This window comes from Frankia sp. EI5c (assembly GCF_001636565.1).
GTDB lineage: Bacteria > Actinomycetota > Actinomycetes > Frankiales > Frankiaceae > Parafrankia.
Genome location: NZ_LRTK01000007.1, coordinates 154,298 through 175,093, shown reverse-complemented (window position 1 = coordinate 175,093; position 20,796 = coordinate 154,298). Strand labels below are relative to the sequence as shown.

Here is a 20,796-nt window from a genome sequence, read left to right as displayed (position 1 = left end):
TCAGCCTGTGCCGGGGACGTTCGCGAACGCCCGGCGGACCATCTGGACGAACTGGTCCTCCGCGATGCCGGCCGTCCCGTCGGGGCGGGTCGCCTCGGCGTTCCGGTGGGAGCCGACCATCGCCGCGAGCAGCCGGGCGAGGCTGTCGGTGTCACCGGGGCAGATGGTGCCGTCGAGCTGCCCGCGCCGGATCACCTCGGCCGCGAGCTGGATCGCCGCGGTGTAGCCGTGGGCGACATCCGCGCCGAGCCGGGGCGCGACGGCGAAACCGGAGGAGAAAAGCCGGCTGATGAGCCGGCCGAAGTCCGGGAAGGCCCGGTAGAAGCCGATCTCGGTCCGGACCAGCCCGGTGAGCAGGTCGATGCCCAGCCCGTCCGCCTCGACGAACGAGCGGATCCGGCTCATCAGGGCGAGGCCGCGGCGGTCGATGACCGCGCGCAGCAGCTCCTCCTTGTTCGGCAGGTGCAGGTAGAGGGCGCCGACGGACATGCCGCACCGCTCGGCGACCTGCCGCAGGCTGGTCTCCCGGAAGCCGTTGCGCCCGAACAGCTCCTCCGCCGCGTCGAGCACCTTCTCGCGGTTGAGCTCGGCCTGGCGGCGCCGGAGCGTCCCGCGGGCGGAAGTCGTGGTCAACGCGAGCCCTCCCTCGACTCGGCGGCCGGCTGGGCTGGTGCGGTCGCGAAGCGCTCCCGCAGGGTCTGCTTGAGGATCTTGCCGGTGGCGTTGCGCGGCAGGTCGGCCACGATCTCGACATGCGCGGGCACCTTGAACCGCGCCAGGGCCGCACCCGCCCAGGCACGGATCTCCGCGGGCTCGACCGTGGCGCCCGTGCGCGCGACGACCACCGCCATCACCTCCTGGCCGAGCTCCCGGTGGGCCACCCCGATCACCGCGGCGTCGGCGACGTCGGGATGGTCGAGAAGGCGGTTCTCGATCTCGATCGGGTAGACGTTCTCGCCGCCGCGCACGATCAGATCACGCAACCGGCTCTCGATGTGGAGCAGGCCACCCTCGAACCGGCCGAAGTCGCCGGTGCGGTACCAGCCCGCGGCGTCCACCGGGCTGTTCTGCCCGGCCCGGCCGTCCGCCTCCCAGTAGCCGAGAAAGGTGCTCGGGCAGCGCACCCAGACCTCGCCCACCCGCCCGTCGGTGATCTCCGTCCCGGCCGGGTCGCGGACGACGACCTCGGCGGTCGGCGTGGGTACCCCGGCCGAAGCGGGATGCTCGGCGAGCCGGCGGCCGCTGATCGCGGTGCCCAGACCGCAGGTCTCGGTCATCCCGTACCCGCCGGTGAGCAGGGCGTTGGGGAGGCGCCGCGCGGCGAGCCGGGGCAGGTCCGGCGGGATCGGGGCGCCCCCGCAGCCGACCCCGCGGATCGCGGCCGTGTCGACGCCGTCCAGCGCGGGGTGTTCCAGCAGCCGCAGGATCTGGGTGGGTACCCCGCTCCACTGGGTGACGGCGTGCCGGGCGGTCAGTTCGAGGTGGGCGACCGGGTCCCACCGGCCCGGCGCGGGCAGCACCAGGGTCATTCCGGCCTGGGGCGCGACACTCAGCAGCGGGCCGAGGCCGGAGATGTGGAAGAAGGGGCCGGCCAGGACGGAGACCGGCGGTCCCGGCGGACGGGTGGCGGCGCCGCTGACGGTCTCGACGGCGCCGCGCAGGGCCGCGTCCATGCCGAAGTTGACCAGTCCGCGATGACTGATCAGCGCGCCCCGGGCACGCCCCGTCGTCCCGCTGGTGAACAGGATCGCGCAGGCATCGTCCTCCTCGACCCCGTCGACCCCGTCGACCCCGTCGACCCCGTCGACAGTCACCGGTGCGGCCACGCCGGAAGCCGCGGCGGCCGCGTCGTGGGCCGCGACCGCGGTGGCATACAGATCGGTGAAGGAGATCGTCGGTGGCAGCGCCCCACTGCGCCCGGGCGCGGGCACAGTGGGGCCGGGCCGTGCGGCCGGGTCGCCGGATCCCGCCACCGCGCCGCCGCCGTGGCGTGCCTGGGCGAGGCGGGCGAGCCGCCGCCCGTCGGCGACCAGCAGCGTGGGCCCGGTCAGCGTGATCCCGGCGGCCAGCTCGGCTCCCGTCCACCAGCCGTTGAGGCCGACGACGACGGCACCGAGCATGAGCACGCCCCAGACCGCCAGTGCGTGCTCGGCACTGTTCGCGCCGGCCAGCGCCACCCTGTCCCCGGGGCGGACACCGTGGGCGTCCCGCAGCAGCGCGGCGATGGCGCGCGCGGCATCCGCGGCCTCGCCGTAGCTGACGGTGCGGTCGGGCGCGACCAGGTACGGCCGATCCGGATGGTTGCGCGCCGCGGCGGTGAGGAGCGCCGGCAGGCTGCGGGGGCGCCGGGCGAAAACCGTCATCTCGACCCCGCGGACGTCCTCGCGGACCAGCTCGAACGGCGCCCCGGGGCCGGTCAGGGCGAGGCGCAGCCCAGGCGGGATGCGGGTGAGATCGGGCCAGGTCGGCATCGAAGCCCTCCAGGGTTGTCGACGGTGCGGCCGGGCTGCCGAGCCGCTCCTGCGTTGCCGGGCCGCCCGCACTCCGGCGGGCGCCGGCGGCCTAAACTCCGACGGCGATGACCTTGGTCTCCAGGTACTCCTCGAACCCGGGCACGCCCATCTCCCGGCCCAGGCCGCTCTGCCGGTAGCCGCCGAACGGCATGTCGGGGGCGTAGTACTGGCCGCCGTTGACGTTGACGGAGCCGGTGCGGATCCGGCGCGCTATCGCCATGGAGCNGTCGAGCGAACCGGAACTCACCGACCCGGCCAGACCGTAGATCGAATTGTTGGCGATGCGCACCGCGTCGTCGTCGGTGTCGAAGGGGATCATCACCGCGACCGGGCCGAAGAACTCCTGCTGGGCGATCGCGGAGTCCGGATCGACGTCGACGAACAGCGTCGGCTCGGTGTAGAAGCCGGTGGGCAGGCGCTCGGGCACCCCCCCGCCGACGGCGATCTTCTGGCCGTCGCGCACGCCGACGGCGATCAGGTCCAGCACGCGCTGCCGCTGGGCGGCACTGATCTGCGGGCCCATGAGCACGGACGGATCCGTCNGGTCGCCGTAGGGAAAGCTCGCCATTGCCTCGCTCATCGCGGCGACGGCGTCGTCGTAGAGCGGGCGGGCGACGAGCAGCCGGGAGTCGATCGCGCAGCCCTGCCCGGAGTGGAAGCAGGCCACCGTGGCGGCCATCGGGATTACCTTCGCGAGGTCGGCGTCCTCGCAGACGATGTGCGCGGACTTGCCGCCCAGCTCCAGGAAGGTCTTCTTGATGGTCGGGGCGGCGGCTGCCATCAGCAGCCGGCCCACCGCCGTCGAGCCGGTGAAGCTGATCATGTCGACCCGCGGGTCCTCGGCGAGCCGCTGGGCGACCCGGTTGTCCGAGGTCGTGACCACGTTGAACACCCCGGGCGGGAAGTCGGTCTCCGTCGCGACGAGCCGGCCGAGCACGGTGGCCGTCCACGGGGAGTCCGGCGCCGGCTTGAGTATGACGGTGTTGCCGGCGGCCAGCGCGGGCACCACCTTCGCCAGGTTGATCTGCATCGGCACGTTCCACGGCGTGATCGCGGCGACGACACCGACCGGCTCCCGGCTGACCACCCGCCGGCTGGCGGAGTAGGTGACCGGCGAGTCGTAGACCCCGTGGTCGCGGTCGTAGGCGTAGTTCTCGGCGAGTTCGACCGTGTAGGAGACGATCCCCAGCGCCGCGTCGAGGTGCGGGCCGTGCGTCAGCGCCACCGGCGCGCCGATCTCGGCGACGGTCAGCGTGCGCAGCTCCTCCCGGTGCCGGTCCAGGGCGTCCGCGAGCTGGCGCAGGCAGCGCATCCGCAGGGCCGGGTTGGTCGGCCAGTCGCCGGTGTCGAAGGCCGTCCGGGCGGCGGCGATCGCGGCGTCCAGGTCGGTGGCCGAGGCGTCCGCCACGTACCCCAGGACCTGTTCGGTCGCCGGGTTGATGTTGGGCAGGACGCGTCCGTCCGCGGCGTCGACGAGGGACCCGCCGATCAGCATCCGCGGCTCGCCGAGGACGGCCGCCCTGCCGGGAGGGTTGTCGGACATCGAGCTGGCTCCTGTTCGTGGAAAGACGTGGTCGCGGGTCTTGCCGGCCCGACGGGCCAGGTCAGTGGGCGGGCCGGGTCAGTGGGCGGGCCAGGTCAGTGGGCGGGCCGCCAGAGGACGTCGCGTGCCTCGAGCAGCTCGACGACGTGCTCCCCGTGGCCGCGCAGCAGGCGGACGAACTCGGCCGCCGCGCCGCCGCCGTCACCGGCGGCCATCGCCCGGGCGACGGCGCCGAGCCCCTCCTTCTGCGCCGGGATGGTTCCGGGGACGATGGCGAAGAAGTTCCCCGGGATGATCCCGGTCATCAGCCGGGAGAAGGACGACAGCCGCGGCGAGTCCGCCATGGCGAAGACCTGGCGCAGGAAGACCTCGTTCGCCTGCAGGACGTCGCCCGGTTCCTCCGCGGTCCGCAGCTGCAGCTCCGCGGCCGACAGCGCCCCGAAGTCGGCCGCGGTGGCACGTGCGGTGGCCTGCTCGGCGGCCAGGCCGTAGAGCTGACCCATCAGCGCGTAGTGGTCGATGACGGAGTTGCGGTCCAGGCCGTGGACGAAGGCGCCCCGGTGGGGCTCGATCGCTATCCAGCCCTCGCTCTCCAGCGTGATCATCGCTTCGCGCACCGGGATGCGGCTGACGCCCAGCTCCTCGGCGATCATGTCCTGACGGATCCGGTCGCCCTGGCGCAGCACTCCCGTGAAGATCAGCGCGCGGATGTGGTCGGCGACCTGGCGGCCGCTGCTGCGGCGCTCCACCTGGTACTTCGCGTGTGGCCGGTGCCGGGGCCGGGGTATCCGCTCGGGTGGCGGCATCAGCCGCTCGCGGGGAGGTCCGCGCCGGCCGGGGCACGTCCGGCCGCGGGGCTGGCTGGCACCGGGGCTGTCGCCGCTGGGCCGGTCGCCGCTGGGCCGGTCGACGCCGGACTGGATGCCGGACTGGCGCCGAGGTACGCGGTGGCCAGCTCCTCGGTGTCGAGTTCGGCGATCGGGCCGGACCACGTGATGTGGCCGACGGTGAGGAACGAGGCGTGGTCGGCGACAGCGAGTGCGTTGCGGCTCTTCTCCTCGGCGATGAGCAGGGCCGTTCCCTGCCGCTGGAGTTCGCGGAGGGCGGCGAAGATCTGCTCGCTGACCAGTGGGGCGAGGCCGAGGGACGGCTCGTCGGCGATGAGCAGCCGCGGTGGGCGGACGATCGCCGGGGCGAGTGTCAGCTGCTGCTGCTCGCCGCCGGACAGTGAGCCGGCGAGCTGGCGGCGTCGGCGGGCCAGCGCGGGGAACGCGTCGTAGGCTCGCCCGCGTTCGTCGCCGCCGCGCAGCCAGATGGTGAGGTTCTCCTCGACGGTGAGGTCGGGGAAGATCCCGCGCCCCTCCGGGGCGAGGTAGATGCCGTCGCGGCGGCGCCGCTGCGCGGGAATGGCGGTGACGTCCTCGCCCGCGAGCTCGATGCTGCCCGCGGTGGGCGTGACCAGGCCGCCGATCGCCGCGCACAGGGTGGTTTTCCCGGCGCCGTTGCTGCCGAGCAGCGCCACCGCCTGGCCGGGCCCGACGGCCAGGTCGACGCCGTGCAGCACCTCGATGCCGTTGTAACCGGCGCGGATCCCGCTGACCCGCAGCACGGGATGCGCCGAGGCCGCGGTGAGGTCCGCCCGGTCGCCCACGGCTCCGGCTGGGGATGCCCCGGCTGGGGAGGCTCCGGCCGGGGCGGCTCCGGCCGGGGCGGCCGCGGGCCGCGGGGTGGCGGTCGCTCGGCCGAGCCGGTGCCTGGCGCCCGCCGGTGCGGTCCGGGAGGAGCCGCGGCCGCGGCGCCGCTGCCCGGCGCGACTGATCGCGGCGAGCGCCCCGTCCGGGTCGCGGGCAAGGCCGATGGCACCGAGACCGAACAGGATCTGCATGAAGTGGGGCGAGTCCGGGATGCTCTCGAACGCCTGGGGGGCCAGCACGGTGACCAGGCCGGCGAGGACGGCCCCGGCCGGCCGGCGGATGCTGAAGGTGATGGTCGTCGCCAGCCAGAACAGGCCGACGAACGCGTCGTAGTCGGTGTTGGTCACCCGGCCCTTGCTGGTGGCGAGCAGGACCCCGCCGAACCCGGCGATGGCCGCGGAGATGACGAACACGAGCAGCTTCATCCGGCCGACGGCGATGCCGTTGGTCTGCGCGCCGACGTCGCTGGAGCGGACGGCGAGCATGGCCCGGCCGGTGCTGGACCCGCGCAGCGCGTGCACGAACCAGATCGTCAGCCCCAGCAGGACGAGCAGCAGCGCGACCAGCCAGCGGGGGTTGGCCGTGTCGACGAGGCCNAGGTCCGGGGCGGTGAGGGCCCAGCCGCCGGACCCGTTGGAGATGTCGTGGATCTGGAAGAGCAGGTTCTGGCCGATGTAGGCGAGCGCCAGGGTGGACAGCGCCAGCGGCAGCCCGCCGAGCCGGCGGGTCGGCAGCGCGACGATCGCGCCGGTGACCGCCGCGACGGCCACGCCCGCCAGCAGCGCGATCAGGTACGGGACGTCGTGGGAGATCAGGATGCCGGCGGTGAACGCACCGGCGAGGACGAAGGCGACCTGGGCCAGGCTGACCATGCCGCCGATACCGGTGACGACGATGAACGACATCAGGACGATGGCGGTGGCGATTCCCTGGGCCAGCAGGCCGGCCCAGAAGTCGGTGGCCCCGAAGGCCGTGTAGGCGAGCAGGCCGGCGGTGGCGAGCGCCCACAGCAGCCGGCGCCGCCAGATCGAGAGGTCGCTCGGGTCGTCGGCGGGCGGCTTCTCCTCCTGGGTGGTGCCGGCGGCGCGGCCGCGCGCGGCGCCGAAGTAGAACAGCAGGCCGAAGAGGATGATGAACGGCACCGCGGTCGGGAAGCCGGTGATGTCCAGGTCGACGTAGCCGCTGACGAGGTTCTGCGCGACACCGAGCAGCAGGCCGCCGACCATCGCCAGCGGGATGGAGGCGAACCGGGCCAGCACCACCGCGGGGATGGAGATGAACAGCAGGGTGTCGTAGGTGAAGGTGGCCAGGCCGTTCATCGGCGCGATCAGGACGCCGACCAGGCCGGCGAGCCCGCAGGAGGTGATCCACGAGACCGCGGAGGCGCGGTCGGGGTCGACGCCGCGCAGCGCGGCGATGGCGGGCCGGCTCACCGCGGCGCGCATCTCCAGCCCGATGCGGGTGCGGCGGACGAGGTACCACAGCAGCAGCGCGGAGAAGACCGCGGCGCCGAGCACCGCGATCTGGTTACTGTCCAGGACCAGGCCATCGCCGAAGGTGTAGATGTCCTTGGGGGTGGGACCCAGGCCCGGGATGACGAAGACGTCCGCGAGGGTCGGGAGGTCGAGGTCGACTTTCTCGCGCAGCAGGGCAGTGATCCACAGGCACAGTGCGGGCAGCGCGATGAGCAGCCCGAGTGTGGCGACCATGCGCGCCGCGATGGACGCGTCCCGCAGGGGGTTGAACAGGATGCGGTGCAGCAGCCAGCCCAGCACCGGCGCGAAAACGCCGACACAGAGAACGGCGCTGGGCACGACGGGCAGGCCCTGACCGGTGTTGAGCTGGAAGAACAGATAGGCCGTCGCGAAGGCGACGCCGCCCTGCCCGAAGTTGAACACTCCGGACGTCTGGTAGGTGAGGGTCAGGCCGGACGCGAGGATCGCGTATAAGGCGCCGGTGACCAGCCCCGAGACCACCAGGTTGAAGAACGTGGTCACGTGTTTCCTCCTCGTCGGCGCACAGCCGTCTGGTCGTTCGCTGTTTCCCGGCCGCTACTTCTTGAGGANGGCGCCGCAGGAAAGCTTGCTGGTGATGTCGTACCTGTCGCCGTTGAGCTGGACGATCGAGGCGCAGGGTGCCGAGACGTTGTGGTTGGTCGGCCACCGAGTCTCGGGAACGGCGTCCTCGACGTAGTACGAGAAGCCGGAGTTGAGAACGCTCAGGAGCCGGTCGACGGTGAGGTCACGGCCGGCCTCGGTGGCCGCCCGCACGAACAGGTCGGCGGCCCAGTAGCCGGCCATCGCGGGCAGGCTCACGGCCGCCTCCGGGGTGTACTCGGCGAAGTCGTCGACGAGCTGCTTCACCGCGGGCACGCTGGTGTCGACGCCGGGCGTCCACTGCGCGATCGTGTAGGACTGCTGGAGGTCCCTGAATCCCGCGAGCCGGGGGTCATAGCCGACCGGGTTGAGGTTCTTTCCCTTGAAACCGGAAGCCGTCATCGCGGCCGTCAGCCTGACGATCGAGTTGAAGTCGGCGACGTAGAGCACGACGTCCGGCGGTGCGCCGTTGTCGGAGGTCATCAGGGCGCTGACCACTGCGGTGGTGTCGGTCAGCCCGGCGACCGGGATGGGACTCTCCTCGTAGACGGTCCGCACCCCGACCGCCCGGATCTGCGCGCCGAGCTCCTTCAGCCCGGCCCGGGCCGAGTCGTTGTCGACGCCGACCAGCGCGGTGCTCCTGCCGGCGGCGTGGCCGCCGAACATGGCCTTGATCATCAGGCCGTAGGTCGTGGAGGTGACCTCCCCGGCGGGGAACTGGCAGCCGGTGATCCCGAAACCGATCGAGGTCTGGCAGTACCCCTGGTTGAAGCCCCAGCCGAAGAAGGGGACGGTCTCCTGGCAGAAGGTGTCGAGGTAGCTGGCACTGCTGGTCATCAGCGGCACCACGGCGAAGACCTTCTTCTGGGCGGCGAGGACCTTGGCCTGGGCGCCGTTGCGTGCCGGGTCGTTGCCGTCGTCGAGGGTCCCGATGTAGTTGATCTTGCGCCCGTTGATGCCGCCCTCGGCGTTGGCCCGGTCGAACCGGGCCTGCGCGCCCAGTTCGGTGCCGGTCATCGAACTGCCGCTGGGGCTGGTCAGGTAGGCAAGCCCACCGACGGTGATCTCGGTTTCGGTGATGCCGCGGGTGGGATCAGCGGCGGTCCGGTCACATCTCAACGTCGCCGCGTCCACGGTGTAGCCGCCGTCGTCCCAGCCCGCGGGCGGGCCGGCGGTCACCGAGCCGGCCGCCACCGTCGGGCCGTCCTGCGGCGTGCCGTCCGACGAACACGCGACGGTGCCGCTGACGAGCGCCAGCGAGGCGGCCGCGGCGACCAGTAATCGGATGGTTCGCATCAGCGCTCTCCCTTTCCTGTCCCCGGAGTTCCTGTCCCCGGAGCGGCGGAATCCGCGGCGGAGGGACCGGGTGTCGCCATCAGCCGAGGTAGGCGTCGCGGACGGCCTGGTTCGCCTGGATCTCGGCCGGTGTGCCCTCTGCGAGCACCGCCCCCAGGTCCAGGACGGTGATGCGGTCACAGGTCCGCATCACGAAGGCGGCGTCGTGTTCGACGAGGAGCACCGCGCACCCCTGGCCGCGCAGCGACAGCACCAGCTCCCCGAACCGGTCGGACTCGGCGTGGGCGAGGCCCGAGGTCGGTTCGTCGAGCAGCAGCAGGCGTGGGCGGTCGGCGATGGCCCGCGCGAGCTCGAGCAGGCGCTGCTGGCCGAGGGGCAGCGCGCCGGCGGGCACCCCGCGCAGCGCGGTCAGGCCGCACCAGTCGAGGACCTCCGCGGCCCGCTCGCGGCGTTGCCGCTCCAGCGCGCGGCGTGTCGGCAGCGAGACCAGGTCGGCGAGGACCCCGCCACCGCCACCGCGCCATTCGAGCCCGGCGAGGACGTTGTCCTCCACGGACAGCCAGCTGAAGACCTGGGCCCGCTGGAACGTGCGGCGCATGCCGAGCCGGGCGCGCCGGGTGGCGGAGACCGCCGTGACGTCGGTGTCGGCGAACCGGACCGTCCCGGCGGAGGCGGGGGTGATCCCGGAGATGATGTCGAACAGGGTGGTCTTGCCCGCGCCGTTCGGCCCGATCAGGCCCTGCACGGTGCCGGCGGCGACGGTGAGGCCGACGTCGGTCAGCGCGTGCACGCCGCCGTAGCGCTTGCTGATCGAGTTCAGGCGCAGCAGTGGGGCCGCCCCTGCGCTGGGCGGCGCGGCGGTGGGCGTCGGTGTCGGCGTCGGCAAGATGCCTCCAGAACCGCGTAGGTGACGGTTTGTGCGAATGCCAAAGTTTCAGATATTGTATAATTAATCACATTGATGGAGGGGCGGCAAGGCCCGCCGGTTCGCCACCACCTTGGTGGTGGCCGCGCCGCCCGCCGGCGGGTGCCGGCGGCCTCGACGGTGCTGCTCAGCCGACCCCGAGCAGCACCGTCGAAGCCGAGCTGAACCAGCCTCCGGTGGCGTTCACACAGGCGACCCGGGCCGCGGGGACCTGCCGGCCGGTAGCCTCGCCGCGCAGCTGGCGGACCGCCTCCACCAGCAGGAAGATGCCGCGCATCCCGGGGTGGCAGGCCGAGAGCCCGCCGCCGTCGGTGTTGGTGGGCATCCGCCCGCCGACCCGCATCGTCCCGCCTTCCAGGTACGCACCGCCCTCACCGCGGCCGCAGAACCCCAGTGCCTCGAAGGTCAGCAGCACCGTCGAGGTGAACGAGTCGTAGAACTGGCAGACGTCGACGTCGGCGGGGGTAAGCCCGGCCCGGCCGAAGGCGAGCCGCCCGGACACCTCGGCGGGCGAGCGGGTGAAATCCGTCCACTCGGACATCGTCGTCACGTTGCTGGCCGTGCCGGTGCCCAGCACCTGGACGGGGCGGCCCGGCAGATCGGCCGCCCGCCGGGCCGAGGTCAGCACGATCGCGCCGCCGCCGTCGCTGCGGATGCAGCAGTGCAGCTTGGTGAACGGTGTGGCGACCATGGGGGCGGTCAGCACGTCGTCCACCGTCAGCGGTTCGCGGTACATCGCGTCCGGGTTGAGGCCGGCGTTGTGGCGGGTGTCGACGGCGATGTTCGCGAGCTGCTCGATGGTCGTGCCGAACTCGTGCATGTGGCGGCGGGCCGTCATCGCGTACTTGGCGATCAGCGTGTGGCCCCAGGGCACCTCGAACTGGCTGGGGCCGCGCGACGACAGGGAGAGGTTCGCCGTGCGCAGCCGGTTCTTCAGGTCGGAGCGCGCGGTGGACCCGTAGACGAGCAGCACCGTGTGGGCGGTGCCGGCCCGGATCGCGTCGGCCGCGTGCTCCAGCATCACCTCCCAGGCGGCGCCGCCGACGCTGGTGGAGTCGGTCCAGGTCGGGCGCAGGCCCAGGTACTCGGCCAGCTCGACCGGAGCGAGCACACCGAGGCCGGTCGAGGCCACCCCGTCGACGTCGGTGTGGCTCAGCCCCGCGTCGGCCAGCGCCCGGGCGGCGGCCTGCTGGTGCAGGGCGAAGGGGGTCTTCGCGTCCACCCGCCCGCAGTCCGACAGCGCCGCGCCGACGATCACAACCTGCTCGGTCAACGGATCTCCCCTGTTCTCCCGCTGTTTCCCGGGCCCGGACGCGGCACGGTCAGCGCTTCTCGTAGGTGATGCCGGCCGCCTCGGCGTCCCACGTGGCGGCGGTGACGCCCTCGGCGCGCAGCTCGCGCTTGAGCACCCGGCCGACCGGGCTGCGGGGCAGCTCGGCCCGGAACTCGATGTAGCGGGGCAGGACGAAGTAGGGCAGCGCGTCGACGCACCAGCGGAACAGCTCCTCCTCGGTGAGGGCGGAGCCGGGTGCGCGGGTTGCGGTGATCTTGACGTCGTCCTCGGTGAGCCTGCTCGGGACGGCGTGCACCGCGACGTCGGCGAGCTGGCCGTGGCCCATGAGGATGCGCTCGACCTCGAAGCTGGCGATGTTCTCGCCGCGGCGGCGCAGGTAGTCGGCCTTGCGGTCGACGAAGTAGAGGTAGCCGTCGTCGTCGATCTTCCCGATGTCGCCGGTGTGGTACCACCAGTTCCGACTGGCCGCCACGGTGGCCTCGGGGCGGCCCCAGTAGCTCTCGAACATGACGTGCGGGAGCTTCGGCCGGATGACGATCTCACCATCGGTGCCGCGGGGGACCTCGACGTCGGCGTCGTCGAAGATGCGGACGTCGAAGTAGTCGGTGTTGATGATCCCGGCGGCCCGGGGCCGGTTGCGCACGCCGGGGGGCTGCCAGGAGATGAGGCTGGCCTCGGTGACACCGTAGGCGCCGGAGAACGTGTCGATGCCGAAGCGGGACCGGATGATGTCGTCGACCTCGGGGGGCAGCGGCGCCGCACCCATCAGCCGCAGCGAGCCGTTCGCCGCCGGCGCGCCCGAGCGCGGCATTTCCGGCCGGTCGGCGTCGTGGGCGAGCAGGTAGGCCATGGTGCCCAGGGTGGAGGTGATCGTGGCGCCGGTGCGGTTCATCTCGGGCCAGAAGTTCGACACCGAGAACTTCCGGTGGATCGCCGCCCGCCCGCCGAACACCAGCGCACCGATGACGGCGGTGACCAGGGCGTTGTAGTGGAACATCGGCAGCGGCGTCCACAGGACGTCCGCGCTGGTGCGGCCCCAGCTGTGGCCGATCTGCTGGGCGAGGGCCTCGTGGTAGTTGTGGCTGAGCATGCAGCCCTTCGACAGCCCCGTTGTGCCGCCGGTGTAGATGAACGTCGCCAGATCCGAGGGGGCCCGGTCGACCGGGCCGGCGAGCGGGGCGGCGGTCAGCAGATCGTCGAGCCGGTGGGTGGTGGCACCGGGGAACGCAAGGGGCTCCGATCCGGTGACGACCACGTGGCGCAGGCAGTCGAGGTCGGCGGTGACGGCCTGGGCGCGGTCGGCGAGGTCCGCGGCGACCACGAGGACCGCCGCGCCGGAGTCCCGGAGCTGGTGACGCAGGTACTCGCCCTTGTAGGCGGTGTTCACCGGTACCGCGACCCCGCCCACCCACTGCGTCGCCCACCAGACCAGCAGGGCCTCCGGTGAGTTCTCCAGCAGGCTGGCGACCCGGTCCCCGGGGCTCACCCCGAGGTCGCGCAGCGCGCCGGCCAGCGCCGACGCCGCCGCCACCACCTGGCCCGCGGTCAGCTGCGTTCCGCACACGTCCAGGTACTCGGAGTCGGGATCCTTCTCGGCCCGCCGCAGCAGTAACTCGGTCGTCGTGTGCCGGGGCGCGCTGCCCCAGACTCCGTCGGTCACAGTCCACTCCTGCTTCTCGTCGCGCCGGCGCGCCGCCGGGACGCACTCCGCCGGCCCGGTCGGCCCGGGCCGCGGGTTTGCGGATGCCCGGCCGCCCGGGCTTGTGAACGCGGTGGCGCTCGGGTTGAATGTCGGTTCAGTGATCGGTTCCCACACCGTCCGATCGCGAGAGATTGTATATCTTATCCCACATCCGTCCATGCTCCGGCGTGGACCTTTCTGGGAGGCAGGCGTCATGACCACCTCGGACCGCACTCCGACCAGTCGACGTGGCATCGGTCTGTACGAGACGACCGCCGTCACCACCACCGCCGCCGACGAGCTGGTCGGGCTGCCGATGCCCCAGCGGCCGGACACGCTCACCGATCTGTCCCTGCGCACCCGGGCCCGGCGGGAGCGGGCTCCCCGCTTCCCGTTCCCGGTGCCCAACGGCTGGTTCATCGTCGCCCGGGCCGACGAGATCGAGCCGGGCCGCACGAAGTCGCTGTTCTACTTCGGCCGTGACCTGGTGCTCTTCCGCGGCGCCGACGGCACGCCCTACCTGTTCGACGCCTACTGCCCGCACCTGGGCGCCCATCTCGGCGTCGGCGGCCGGGTCGTCGACAGCTCGCTGCAGTGCCCGTTCCACGGCTGGCGTTTCGACGGCTCGTCCGGGGCCTGCGTCGAGGTGCCCTACGACGACGTCGACCACATCCCGAAGACGGCCGCCGCGCGCTCCTACCCCGTCGTCGAGCGCAACCACATGATCTGGGCCTGGCACCACGGCGAGCGGGCGGAACCGACCTACGAGGTGCCCGAGGTCCCCGAGTTCCACGACCCCGAATGGCTGCCGATCATCGTGCGGGACTTCGAGATCGCGACCTGCTGCCAGGAGATGGCCGAGAACAACGTCGACACCCCCCACTTCCTCTACGTGCACGGGACGCCGGCCATCCCCGAGCAGGAGTTCCACGTCGACGGCCACTACAAGCGGGCGGTCGGGATGGACGGCAACTTCATCCGCGAGGGCTTCGGGCTGGGCCTGGGAGTGCTGCGGGTGAAGGGCTACACGACGTTCATCTCCTCGACGACGCCGATCGACGAGGAGAACGTGCACGTCCGGTGGATCTTCACCTGCCCGGCGAAGCACGGCGCGGACGCGGCGGAGAAGGCGGCGCGCAGCTTCACCGACGCGGTCAGCCAGGACCTCCCGATCTGGGAGAACAAGATCTACAAGGACCCGCCGGTGCTGCGCCCGTCCGAGAAGGCGATCACCGAGCAGCGTCGCTGGTGCCAGCAGTTCTATTCCTGGCCCGACGGCGCGAAGAAGCGCTGACCAGCTCTGAGCTGACCAGCTCTGAGCTGACCAGCCCAGCCCTGTGCCGACCGGGTCCGGCCGTTGCGCGCGCCTGGCGCACACGGCGCGGTCCGTCCTGCCCGAAACCCGCCCGCCCGAAAGCCTGCTGCCCGAAAGCCTGCTGCGAGGAGGCCCCGATGGGGAACCGCTGGGTACGCGACGTCGAGAAGAGCTCCGCGGCCGAGTCGAACGTCGGGGGTGGGCTGCCCCCCATCCCGTCACTGGAGGTCGTCTACCTCACCGATCCCGAGGTGCTCGCCGCGGTGTTGCCGCCGCCGCTGACCCCGCCGGCCGAGCCCCGGGTGCACGTGCGGGTCACCGACATCGACCTGCGGTTCGGTGAGTACCACTACAAGGAGCTCGTCGGCTACCTCGCCGTCGACGCCGGGTACGACGGGGTGACCGGCGAGTACCCGCTGCTCATCCCGATCGATCTGGAGTCGGCGATCTCGATCAGCCGGGAGCGGAACGGCGAGCCGAAGAAACTCGCCGAGCTCGCGCTGACCCGCGACGGCAGCCACGTCGAGGGCCGGATCGCGCGCAACGGGGTCACCTTCGTCGAGATCGTCGGCGACGTCACCGAGGCCCTGCCCGTCCCCGCGCCCTACCCGGCCACCCAGTGGTGGTTCAAGTTCGCACCCGCGGTCTCCGGCTCCGGGTTCGACAGCGACCCGCTGCTGGTGCGTTTCGACCAGGTGCGCACCCCGGTCACGGTGGAACGGGTGGAGGGAAAGCTGATCTTGCGGGACGAGCCCACGGCGCCGATCGTCGACCTGCCCGTCCTGGAGACGGTGTCGATCACCTACACCACCCGGTCGTCGTCGAACAGGGCGAGTGTCGTCGGCCCGGTCGACCCGGTGGCGTTCGAGCCCTTCTCCTTCAGCCGTTACGACCACTAGCCGCCGCCCGCGAACCACCAGCCGCCGCGAACCACCAGCCGTCACGAGCATCCCAAGGACGCAGCCATGAGTGACCGGTACCTCCTCATCTCCACCGACACCCACGCGGGCCTGCCCGGCGAGCAGTACCGCGAGTACATCGAGCCCCGCCACCGGAAGGCCTTCGACGAGGCGCTCGCCGCGGACGTCCAGGCGTCCGCGCTGGTGAGCTCGGACGACCATCTGCGGTTCCTGGCCGAGTGGAACTCCGAGATCGGTGACCACGGCGGCATGAACGGTGCCTGGGACCCGGCCGTGCGCACCAAGGAGATGGATTCCGAGGGCATCGCGGCCGAGGTCGTCTTCCCCGACGCGGACTCGGCCGGCGTCGGCGGAGTGTCGGCGTCGCCGTTCGGGTCCGGGCTGAACTCCTCCGGCGACAGCGACCCCGAGCTGGTGATGGCCGGGGCGAAGGCGCACAACCGCTGGGCCGCCGAGTTCTGCCAGAACGACCCCGACCGCCGGTACGGCATCGCGATCATCCCCGCCTTACACGACGTCGCCGCGGCGGTCGCGGAGACCGAGTGGGCCGCGGCCAACGGCCTGCGCGGCGGAATCATGATCCCCACCAAGTGGGGGACCTTCCCCGCCTACAACGATCCCGTCTACGACCCGCTGTGGTCGGTGTGCGCCGAGGCCGGCCTCGTCGTGCACACCCACTCCGGCGTCGGCCCCACCGACTACACCTGGGCGCCCGGCTTCCTGTCGATCTACGCCACCGAGGCGTACTGGTGGGCGGCCCGCCCGCTGTGGGCCCTGCTGCTCGGCGGCGTCTTCGAGCGGCACCCGAAGCTGAGATACGCGCTGGCCGAGAACGGCGCCTGGTGGGTGCCGGACATCCTGGCCCGGATGGACGCCAAGTGGGAGGGCGACCACTCCACCCGCAAGTTCGGGCCGAAGACGTTCCGGGACGGCATGCGGATGAAGCCGTCGGAGTACTACCAGCGCAACGTGTGGATGGCATCGTCCGTGATGGGCGAGCTGGAGATCTCCCGGCGCCACGACATCGGGATCACCCGGTTGATGTGGGGGCACGACTACCCGCACCCCGAGGGCACCTGGCCGCACACCCGGGAGTGGCTGCGCGGCCGTTTCGGCGACGTCCCGGAGGCCGACACCCGGCTCATCCTCGGCGGCAACGCGGCCGAGCTGTACGGCTTCGACCTGGCGAAGCTCGCTCCGGTCGTCGACCGCATCGGGCCCACCGTCGAGGAGATCCACGGAGGTGCCGCGTGAGCGGGCCGATCACCGACTTCGCCGGCCGGGTCGTCGTCATCACCGGCGGGGCCGCCGGCATCGGCCGGGCGCTCGCCGAGGCGTTCGCCGCCGCCGGGGCGGTGCTGGTGCTCTCCGACATCGAGTCCGGGGCGCTGGCGGCGACGGTCGCCGACCTGCGCGGGCGGACCGGAGCGAAGGTCACCGGCCTCGTCGCGGACGTCTCCGACGAGGCCAGTGTCGAGGCGCTCGCCGAGCAGGTCTTCAGCCTGTACGGGCGCACCCACGTGTTGGTGAACAACGCGGGGGTCGGCCCGCCGGCGGCGAAGGTGTGGGAGTCGACGCCGAACGACTGGCGGTGGACCTTCGGCGTCAACGTCCACGGGGTGGCCAACGGCATCCGCTCCTTCGTCCCCCGGATGATCGCCTCCGGGGAGCCGGGGCATGTCGTCAACACCTCCTCCGGCGACGGCGCGGTCGCCCCGCTGCCGAGTGCCTCGGTGTACGCGGCGAGCAAGGCGGCGGTGTCGGTGCTCACCGAATGCCTGGGCGCCCAGCTCGCCGAGGAGGGGCACCCGATCGCGGTCTCGCTGTTCCTGCCCTCGGGCAAGGGGCTGCTCGACACCGGCCTGTGGACGTCCGACCGCAACCGGCCCGCCGAGCTGGCCCGGGAGAAGCCGCGGACCACCCCGGCGATGACGGTGGCCGGCCTGGTCGAGAGCGCGGCGAAGGCCGGGCGGGAGATTCCCGTCCAGCCGCTCGACGAGCTGGCGCGCGACGTCCTGCGCGGCATCCGGGCGGGGGAGTACTGCCTCATGCTCGGCCGGGACGACGCCGCGAAGACCCTGGCCGTGCGGGCGGAACGGCTTGGCGCCGGCCTCAACCCCACCGAGTCCGGCCACAACCTCCTGGACCTCTAGCCGTGACCACCGGGCGGGCACACGGCCAGGGCCGGCGGCTGGCAGCTGGCAGCTGGCCGTGTCCGCCGCGGTGACAGTTGTGGCCGCGGCTGAGTTCCGCTCGGGCTTCCTCGCAGGGAGAGGGCCGTCCCGTGAACTCGATCGTACCCAGACTTGAACTCTAGCTAGGGGCCTAGCTAGAGTTAGAGCATGGCGCGATCCGGACCGAAAATGACGCTGCCGACGCAGCTCGTCCTCCGGGCCCTGCTCGAACGCCCGCTACAGCCGATGTATGGGCTCGAGCTCAGCCAGGCGGCCGGGCTCGCGACCGGCACGATCCACCCGATCCTCGCCCGGCTGGAAGGCTGTGGATGGCTGACCAGTGAGTGGGAGGACATCGATCCCAAGGTAGAGGGGCGCCCGCGGCGGCGGTACTACCAGCTCAGTGTGGACGGCGTCGAGCAGGCCCGATACGCATTGGCTCACGCACACAGCTCGATCAGCCGGATCGGTGCACTCCTGCCTCGCGTCGCCGAGGGTGGAAGCCGGTGATGGCCTCGCGGGTGCTGATCCGGCTTTCCGGTGCGGACAGCAAGCTCCTTGAGAGCTTTCCGCATGCGCGCGCGAAGTATCTGGCACTGGGTGCGAGCGTCGCGATGTCCGGAAGCATGGCGGCTGTGTGCTGCGCCATCGCGCTTCGCGAGGCAGGGCTTCCGCACTTCTGCGCCGGGGTGGGTGCCCTCCTCTGGGGCTACCTCATCCTGAATCTCGACCGGTGGCTGATCTCGGCGATGACGGGTCGGCGCCGCGGTGCCAACTTCCGCGTCGCGCTGCCACGGCTGTTGCTCGCTGTGTTGCTCGGTATTTCCGTCTCGACCCCGCTGGTTCTGCGGGTGTTCGACCCTGTGATCCAAGTCGAGCTCGCGGCCATGCAGCGGGAGGACGAGGCCGCCATCCGCGGCAAGCTGGCCAGCGATTCGCGCTTCGCTGCTTTCCCTGTGTATGAGGCGGAGGTCGAGGGCCTGCAGGAGCGGGCCGCCGCGGAAGCGGAGTCGCCGACAGGTGCCAGCCCGACCATGCGTGCTGCGTTGGCTGAAAAGAAAGGCGAGCTGGATCGTCTGCGAAAGCAGGAGGAATCCCACGTCGCCCAGTCCGGCAGGAACTACAGCGGGCTGCTTCCCAGAATGGCGGCATTCAGTCGCCTGGCGGACCGAAGCGGCACCATACTCGCCGCGCAGATCCTCCTCTGGCTGTTCATTTCCATGATCGAGGCCATGCCGGTGCTGGTGAAGATCATGAGTGGGGATTTCGTGAGAGGGTCTGCGCGCACTTCGGATGAGACCCGGGCGGCCGGCCGGCAGCGCTGGAAGAAGCTCGACGGATCGCCGGGCCGGACGGTGTGGGCTCTTACCGCCGCGGCCTGCTGGTTCCTGCCCGCCGGTCATCGCACCAGGTACGCAGAGGAGTTCCACTCGGAACTGTCCGAGCTTCCCCGCCGCCGTCGTCTGGGCTACGCCATCCGCACCCTGGGTAGCGCCCCCGTGATTCGTGCGAGCCTCCGCGCCACCCCCGTCGCCGAGCGGAAGGGGGGCTGAAGTGATCTGGGACGACCGCACAGCACAGGTCGAGAGGGTTCGCGGGCGTTGGTGACCGCGCAGTCACCAACGCCCGAAGGGTTACCCGCCCGACGCCGCGCGATCGTGATCCTTTGCCGAGGTGATCGTCGGGCGCCGGGCATCGCCTCCCGTGTCGAAGGAGACCAACCATGCTTACATCACCGGCGCCCGTGAATCCATCACCCGCGCCTGACAGCGCACCTGTGACGGCCGGGAGCCCACTGGGGACGCGGCTCCTTGAGCTGGCACTGGCCTTTTCGCTCGCGCTGAGCTCCGGCCTCATCGCCGGGTTCGTCGGCTGGATTACCGGGGGAGGCCCCGCAGGCGGCGCGTCGTGGGGAGCGGCGGCCTTCCTCGCAACCGTCCCCCTCATGCTCCTCGTCATCGACAGGATCAGCGGACGGTAGTCGGCGCGGCGACCGCGAGGGAGGCCGCCAGGGCCCGGGTCGGGGTGACGATAGCGATGCCGCACCCATGCGGGGTGCGGCGGTCGGTCGGGAACCGGCTACTTGGGCTGGAAGCGGGTGCCGGCGTCGATGCGGATGACCTCCGCGTTCAGGTAGCTGTTCCGCAGCAGTTCGAGTGCGAGGGAGGCGAACTCGTCGGCGGTGCCGAGCCGACGGGGGAAGAGCACATCCCGCCTGAGCTTGTCCTTGAACTCCTCGGCTCCGGGCCCCTCGCCGTAGATGGGAGTGTCGATCAGGCCGGGGGCGATCGTGTTCAGCCGGATCCCGACGACCGACAGGTCCCGTGCGACCGGGAGGGTCATGCCCACGACCCCGCCCTTGGACGCGGAGTAGGCGGCCTGGCCGATCTGGCCGTCGAAGGCGGCGAGCGAGGCGGTGTTGACGATCGCGCCGCGCTCGCCGTCGGCCAGCGGCTCGGTCGCCGCGATCGCCGTCGCGACGATCCGCACACAGTTGAACGTGCCGATCATGTTGATTTCGATGATCTTGCGGAACGCCTCCAGGCTGTGGGCGGAGTCGTAGCTGCCGTCCCGGCCGATGGTGCGGGTGGCCCCGCCGATGCCGGCGCAGTTGACCAGCGAGCGCACCGGCCCGAGGGTCTTCGCGAGCTCGGTGGCGGCGATGATGTCCTCGGTGGAGGTGACGTCCACGTGGGCGAACACGCCGCCGATCTCCTTGGCGACCGCCTCGCCGCGGGCGTCGTCGCGGTCGGTGACGACGACCTGGACGCCGGCGGCGGCCAGGGCCCGCGCCGTCGCGGCCCCGAGGCCCGACGCACCACCGGTGACGATCCCGGACGTACCGCTCAGATCCATGTTCGATTTCCCTTCAGGGGTGCACGTACGGAGATGTGGGCGTGACGTACGGAAACAGTGTCGGGCACCGGCGCGCCGCGTGTGGGCCAGGCGGGATGAGCGCAGGTCAGACGGGATGAGCGCGGTCATGCCGCAGGGCGGGGCGGGTCGGGAAGGACGGGTGCGGGTCAGGCCGGGACGAACCGGACCGGCATCGCGGTCACGCCGTTGATGAAGTTCGACCGCAGCCGGGTGGGCGGGCCCAGCAGCTTCACCCGGCGCACCCGCTCGACCAGGGCCCGGTACATCTCCTCGATCTCCAGCATGGCGAGGTGGCGGCCGAGGCAGTAGTGCGGGCCGCCGCCGCCGAAGCCGAGGTGCGGGTTGGGGCTGCGGCTGATGTCGAAGGTGTAGGGATCGCGGAAGACGTCCTCGTCGAAGTTGGCCGCGGCGTAGAACACCACGACCTTGTCGTTCTCCCGGATGAGCTGGCCGCCGAGCTCGACGTCN

At 71.8% G+C, this 20,796-nt stretch carries 16 protein-coding genes and 5 pseudogenes; 7 read left to right on the top strand and 14 right to left on the bottom strand.

Features of this window, described 5'->3' with window-relative positions; translation table 11 throughout:
- From UG55_RS05795 to UG55_RS05755, 12 genes and pseudogenes are all read right to left on the bottom strand, one after another.
- Positions 1–633, bottom strand: coding sequence for a TetR/AcrR family transcriptional regulator (locus tag UG55_RS05795; protein WP_066063846.1), 633 nt, complete (start codon positions 631–633; stop codon positions 1–3).
- The gene (locus tag UG55_RS05790; protein ID WP_066063843.1) at positions 630–2,471 is read right to left on the bottom strand and encodes a class I adenylate-forming enzyme family protein; all 1,842 of its coding nucleotides are present in this window, start codon (positions 2,469–2,471) and stop codon (positions 630–632) included. Before UG55_RS05790 ends, UG55_RS05795 begins: the two co-directional genes overlap by 4 nt.
- A 91-nt stretch (positions 2,472–2,562) precedes the next feature.
- Positions 2,563–2,738: pseudogene (locus tag UG55_RS32840) on the bottom strand (aldehyde dehydrogenase family protein); the annotation flags it as partial.
- A 1-nt stretch (position 2,739) separates the two neighbouring features.
- A pseudogene (locus UG55_RS32835) lies at positions 2,740–3,055 on the bottom strand (aldehyde dehydrogenase family protein); the annotation flags it as partial.
- A gap of 1 nt (position 3,056) precedes the next feature.
- Positions 3,057–4,008 (bottom strand): aldehyde dehydrogenase family protein (locus tag UG55_RS05785; RefSeq protein ID WP_313954580.1); only part of this gene is annotated, 952 nt, incomplete at its 3' end.
- 143 nt (positions 4,009–4,151) lie between these two features.
- On the bottom strand, positions 4,152–4,862 hold the full coding sequence (locus UG55_RS05780; protein WP_066063837.1) for a GntR family transcriptional regulator: 711 nt from the start codon (positions 4,860–4,862) through the stop codon (positions 4,152–4,154).
- Positions 4,862–6,346: pseudogene (locus tag UG55_RS32830) on the bottom strand (ATP-binding cassette domain-containing protein); the annotation flags it as partial. The pseudogene UG55_RS32830 and the gene UG55_RS05780, both read right to left, overlap by 1 nt.
- Before the next feature lies 1 nt (position 6,347).
- Positions 6,348–7,726: pseudogene (locus tag UG55_RS32825) on the bottom strand (ABC transporter); the annotation flags it as partial.
- Positions 7,727–7,816: 90 nt separating this feature from the next.
- The coding region (locus tag UG55_RS05770) for an ABC transporter substrate-binding protein (protein WP_242423787.1) at positions 7,817–9,142 on the bottom strand (1,326 nt) is incomplete at its 3' end.
- A 79-nt stretch (positions 9,143–9,221) separates the two neighbouring features.
- Complete coding sequence (locus tag UG55_RS05765) at positions 9,222–10,028, bottom strand: ABC transporter ATP-binding protein (protein ID WP_066063831.1); 807 nt, start codon at positions 10,026–10,028, stop codon at positions 9,222–9,224.
- 166 nt (positions 10,029–10,194) lie between these two features.
- The gene (locus UG55_RS05760) at positions 10,195–11,340 is read right to left on the bottom strand and encodes a thiolase C-terminal domain-containing protein (protein ID WP_066063829.1); all 1,146 of its coding nucleotides are present in this window, start codon (positions 11,338–11,340) and stop codon (positions 10,195–10,197) included.
- Positions 11,341–11,389: 49 nt separating this feature from the next.
- On the bottom strand, positions 11,390–13,021 hold the full coding sequence (locus UG55_RS05755; RefSeq protein WP_066064174.1) for an AMP-binding protein: 1,632 nt from the start codon (positions 13,019–13,021) through the stop codon (positions 11,390–11,392).
- A gap of 235 nt (positions 13,022–13,256) precedes the next feature.
- Between UG55_RS05755 and UG55_RS05750 the strand changes: the two genes are divergently transcribed.
- The 7 genes from UG55_RS05750 to UG55_RS05720 all read left to right on the top strand — a co-directional run bounded on the left by UG55_RS05750 (position 13,257) and on the right by UG55_RS05720 (position 19,432).
- A complete protein-coding gene (locus tag UG55_RS05750) occupies positions 13,257–14,336 on the top strand; it encodes a Rieske 2Fe-2S domain-containing protein (RefSeq protein WP_083986441.1) in 1,080 nt (359 codons plus the stop codon).
- A 158-nt stretch (positions 14,337–14,494) separates the two neighbouring features.
- A complete protein-coding gene (locus UG55_RS05745; RefSeq protein WP_066063823.1) occupies positions 14,495–15,256 on the top strand; it encodes an acetoacetate decarboxylase family protein in 762 nt (253 codons plus the stop codon).
- A 66-nt stretch (positions 15,257–15,322) separates the two neighbouring features.
- Positions 15,323–16,531 (top strand): amidohydrolase family protein, encoded by a 1,209-nt coding sequence (locus tag UG55_RS05740; RefSeq protein ID WP_066063821.1) that lies wholly within the window; start codon positions 15,323–15,325, stop codon positions 16,529–16,531.
- On the top strand, positions 16,528–17,430 hold the full coding sequence (locus tag UG55_RS05735) for an SDR family NAD(P)-dependent oxidoreductase (protein ID WP_083986440.1): 903 nt from the start codon (positions 16,528–16,530) through the stop codon (positions 17,428–17,430). Before UG55_RS05740 ends, UG55_RS05735 begins: the two co-directional genes overlap by 4 nt.
- Positions 17,431–17,640: 210 nt before the next feature.
- On the top strand, positions 17,641–17,961 hold the full coding sequence (locus tag UG55_RS05730; RefSeq protein ID WP_242423786.1) for a PadR family transcriptional regulator: 321 nt from the start codon (positions 17,641–17,643) through the stop codon (positions 17,959–17,961).
- Positions 17,961–19,004, top strand: a complete 1,044-nt coding sequence (locus UG55_RS05725) for a DUF4407 domain-containing protein (protein ID WP_128422860.1) — start codon at positions 17,961–17,963, stop codon at positions 19,002–19,004. Before UG55_RS05730 ends, UG55_RS05725 begins: the two co-directional genes overlap by 1 nt.
- Positions 19,005–19,228: 224 nt before the next feature.
- A complete protein-coding gene (locus UG55_RS05720) occupies positions 19,229–19,432 on the top strand; it encodes a hypothetical protein (RefSeq protein WP_066063813.1) in 204 nt (67 codons plus the stop codon).
- A gap of 98 nt (positions 19,433–19,530) precedes the next feature.
- Here the strand turns inward: UG55_RS05720 and UG55_RS05715 are convergent, their stop codons facing one another.
- Together UG55_RS05715 and UG55_RS32820 are read right to left on the bottom strand one after the other, a co-directional pair.
- Entirely contained in the window at positions 19,531–20,307 is a 777-nt protein-coding gene (locus UG55_RS05715) for an SDR family NAD(P)-dependent oxidoreductase (RefSeq protein ID WP_066063811.1), read from the bottom strand.
- 167 nt (positions 20,308–20,474) lie between these two features.
- A pseudogene (locus UG55_RS32820) lies at positions 20,475–20,795 on the bottom strand (cytochrome P450); the annotation flags it as partial.
- Position 20,796 lies beyond the last annotated feature (1 nt).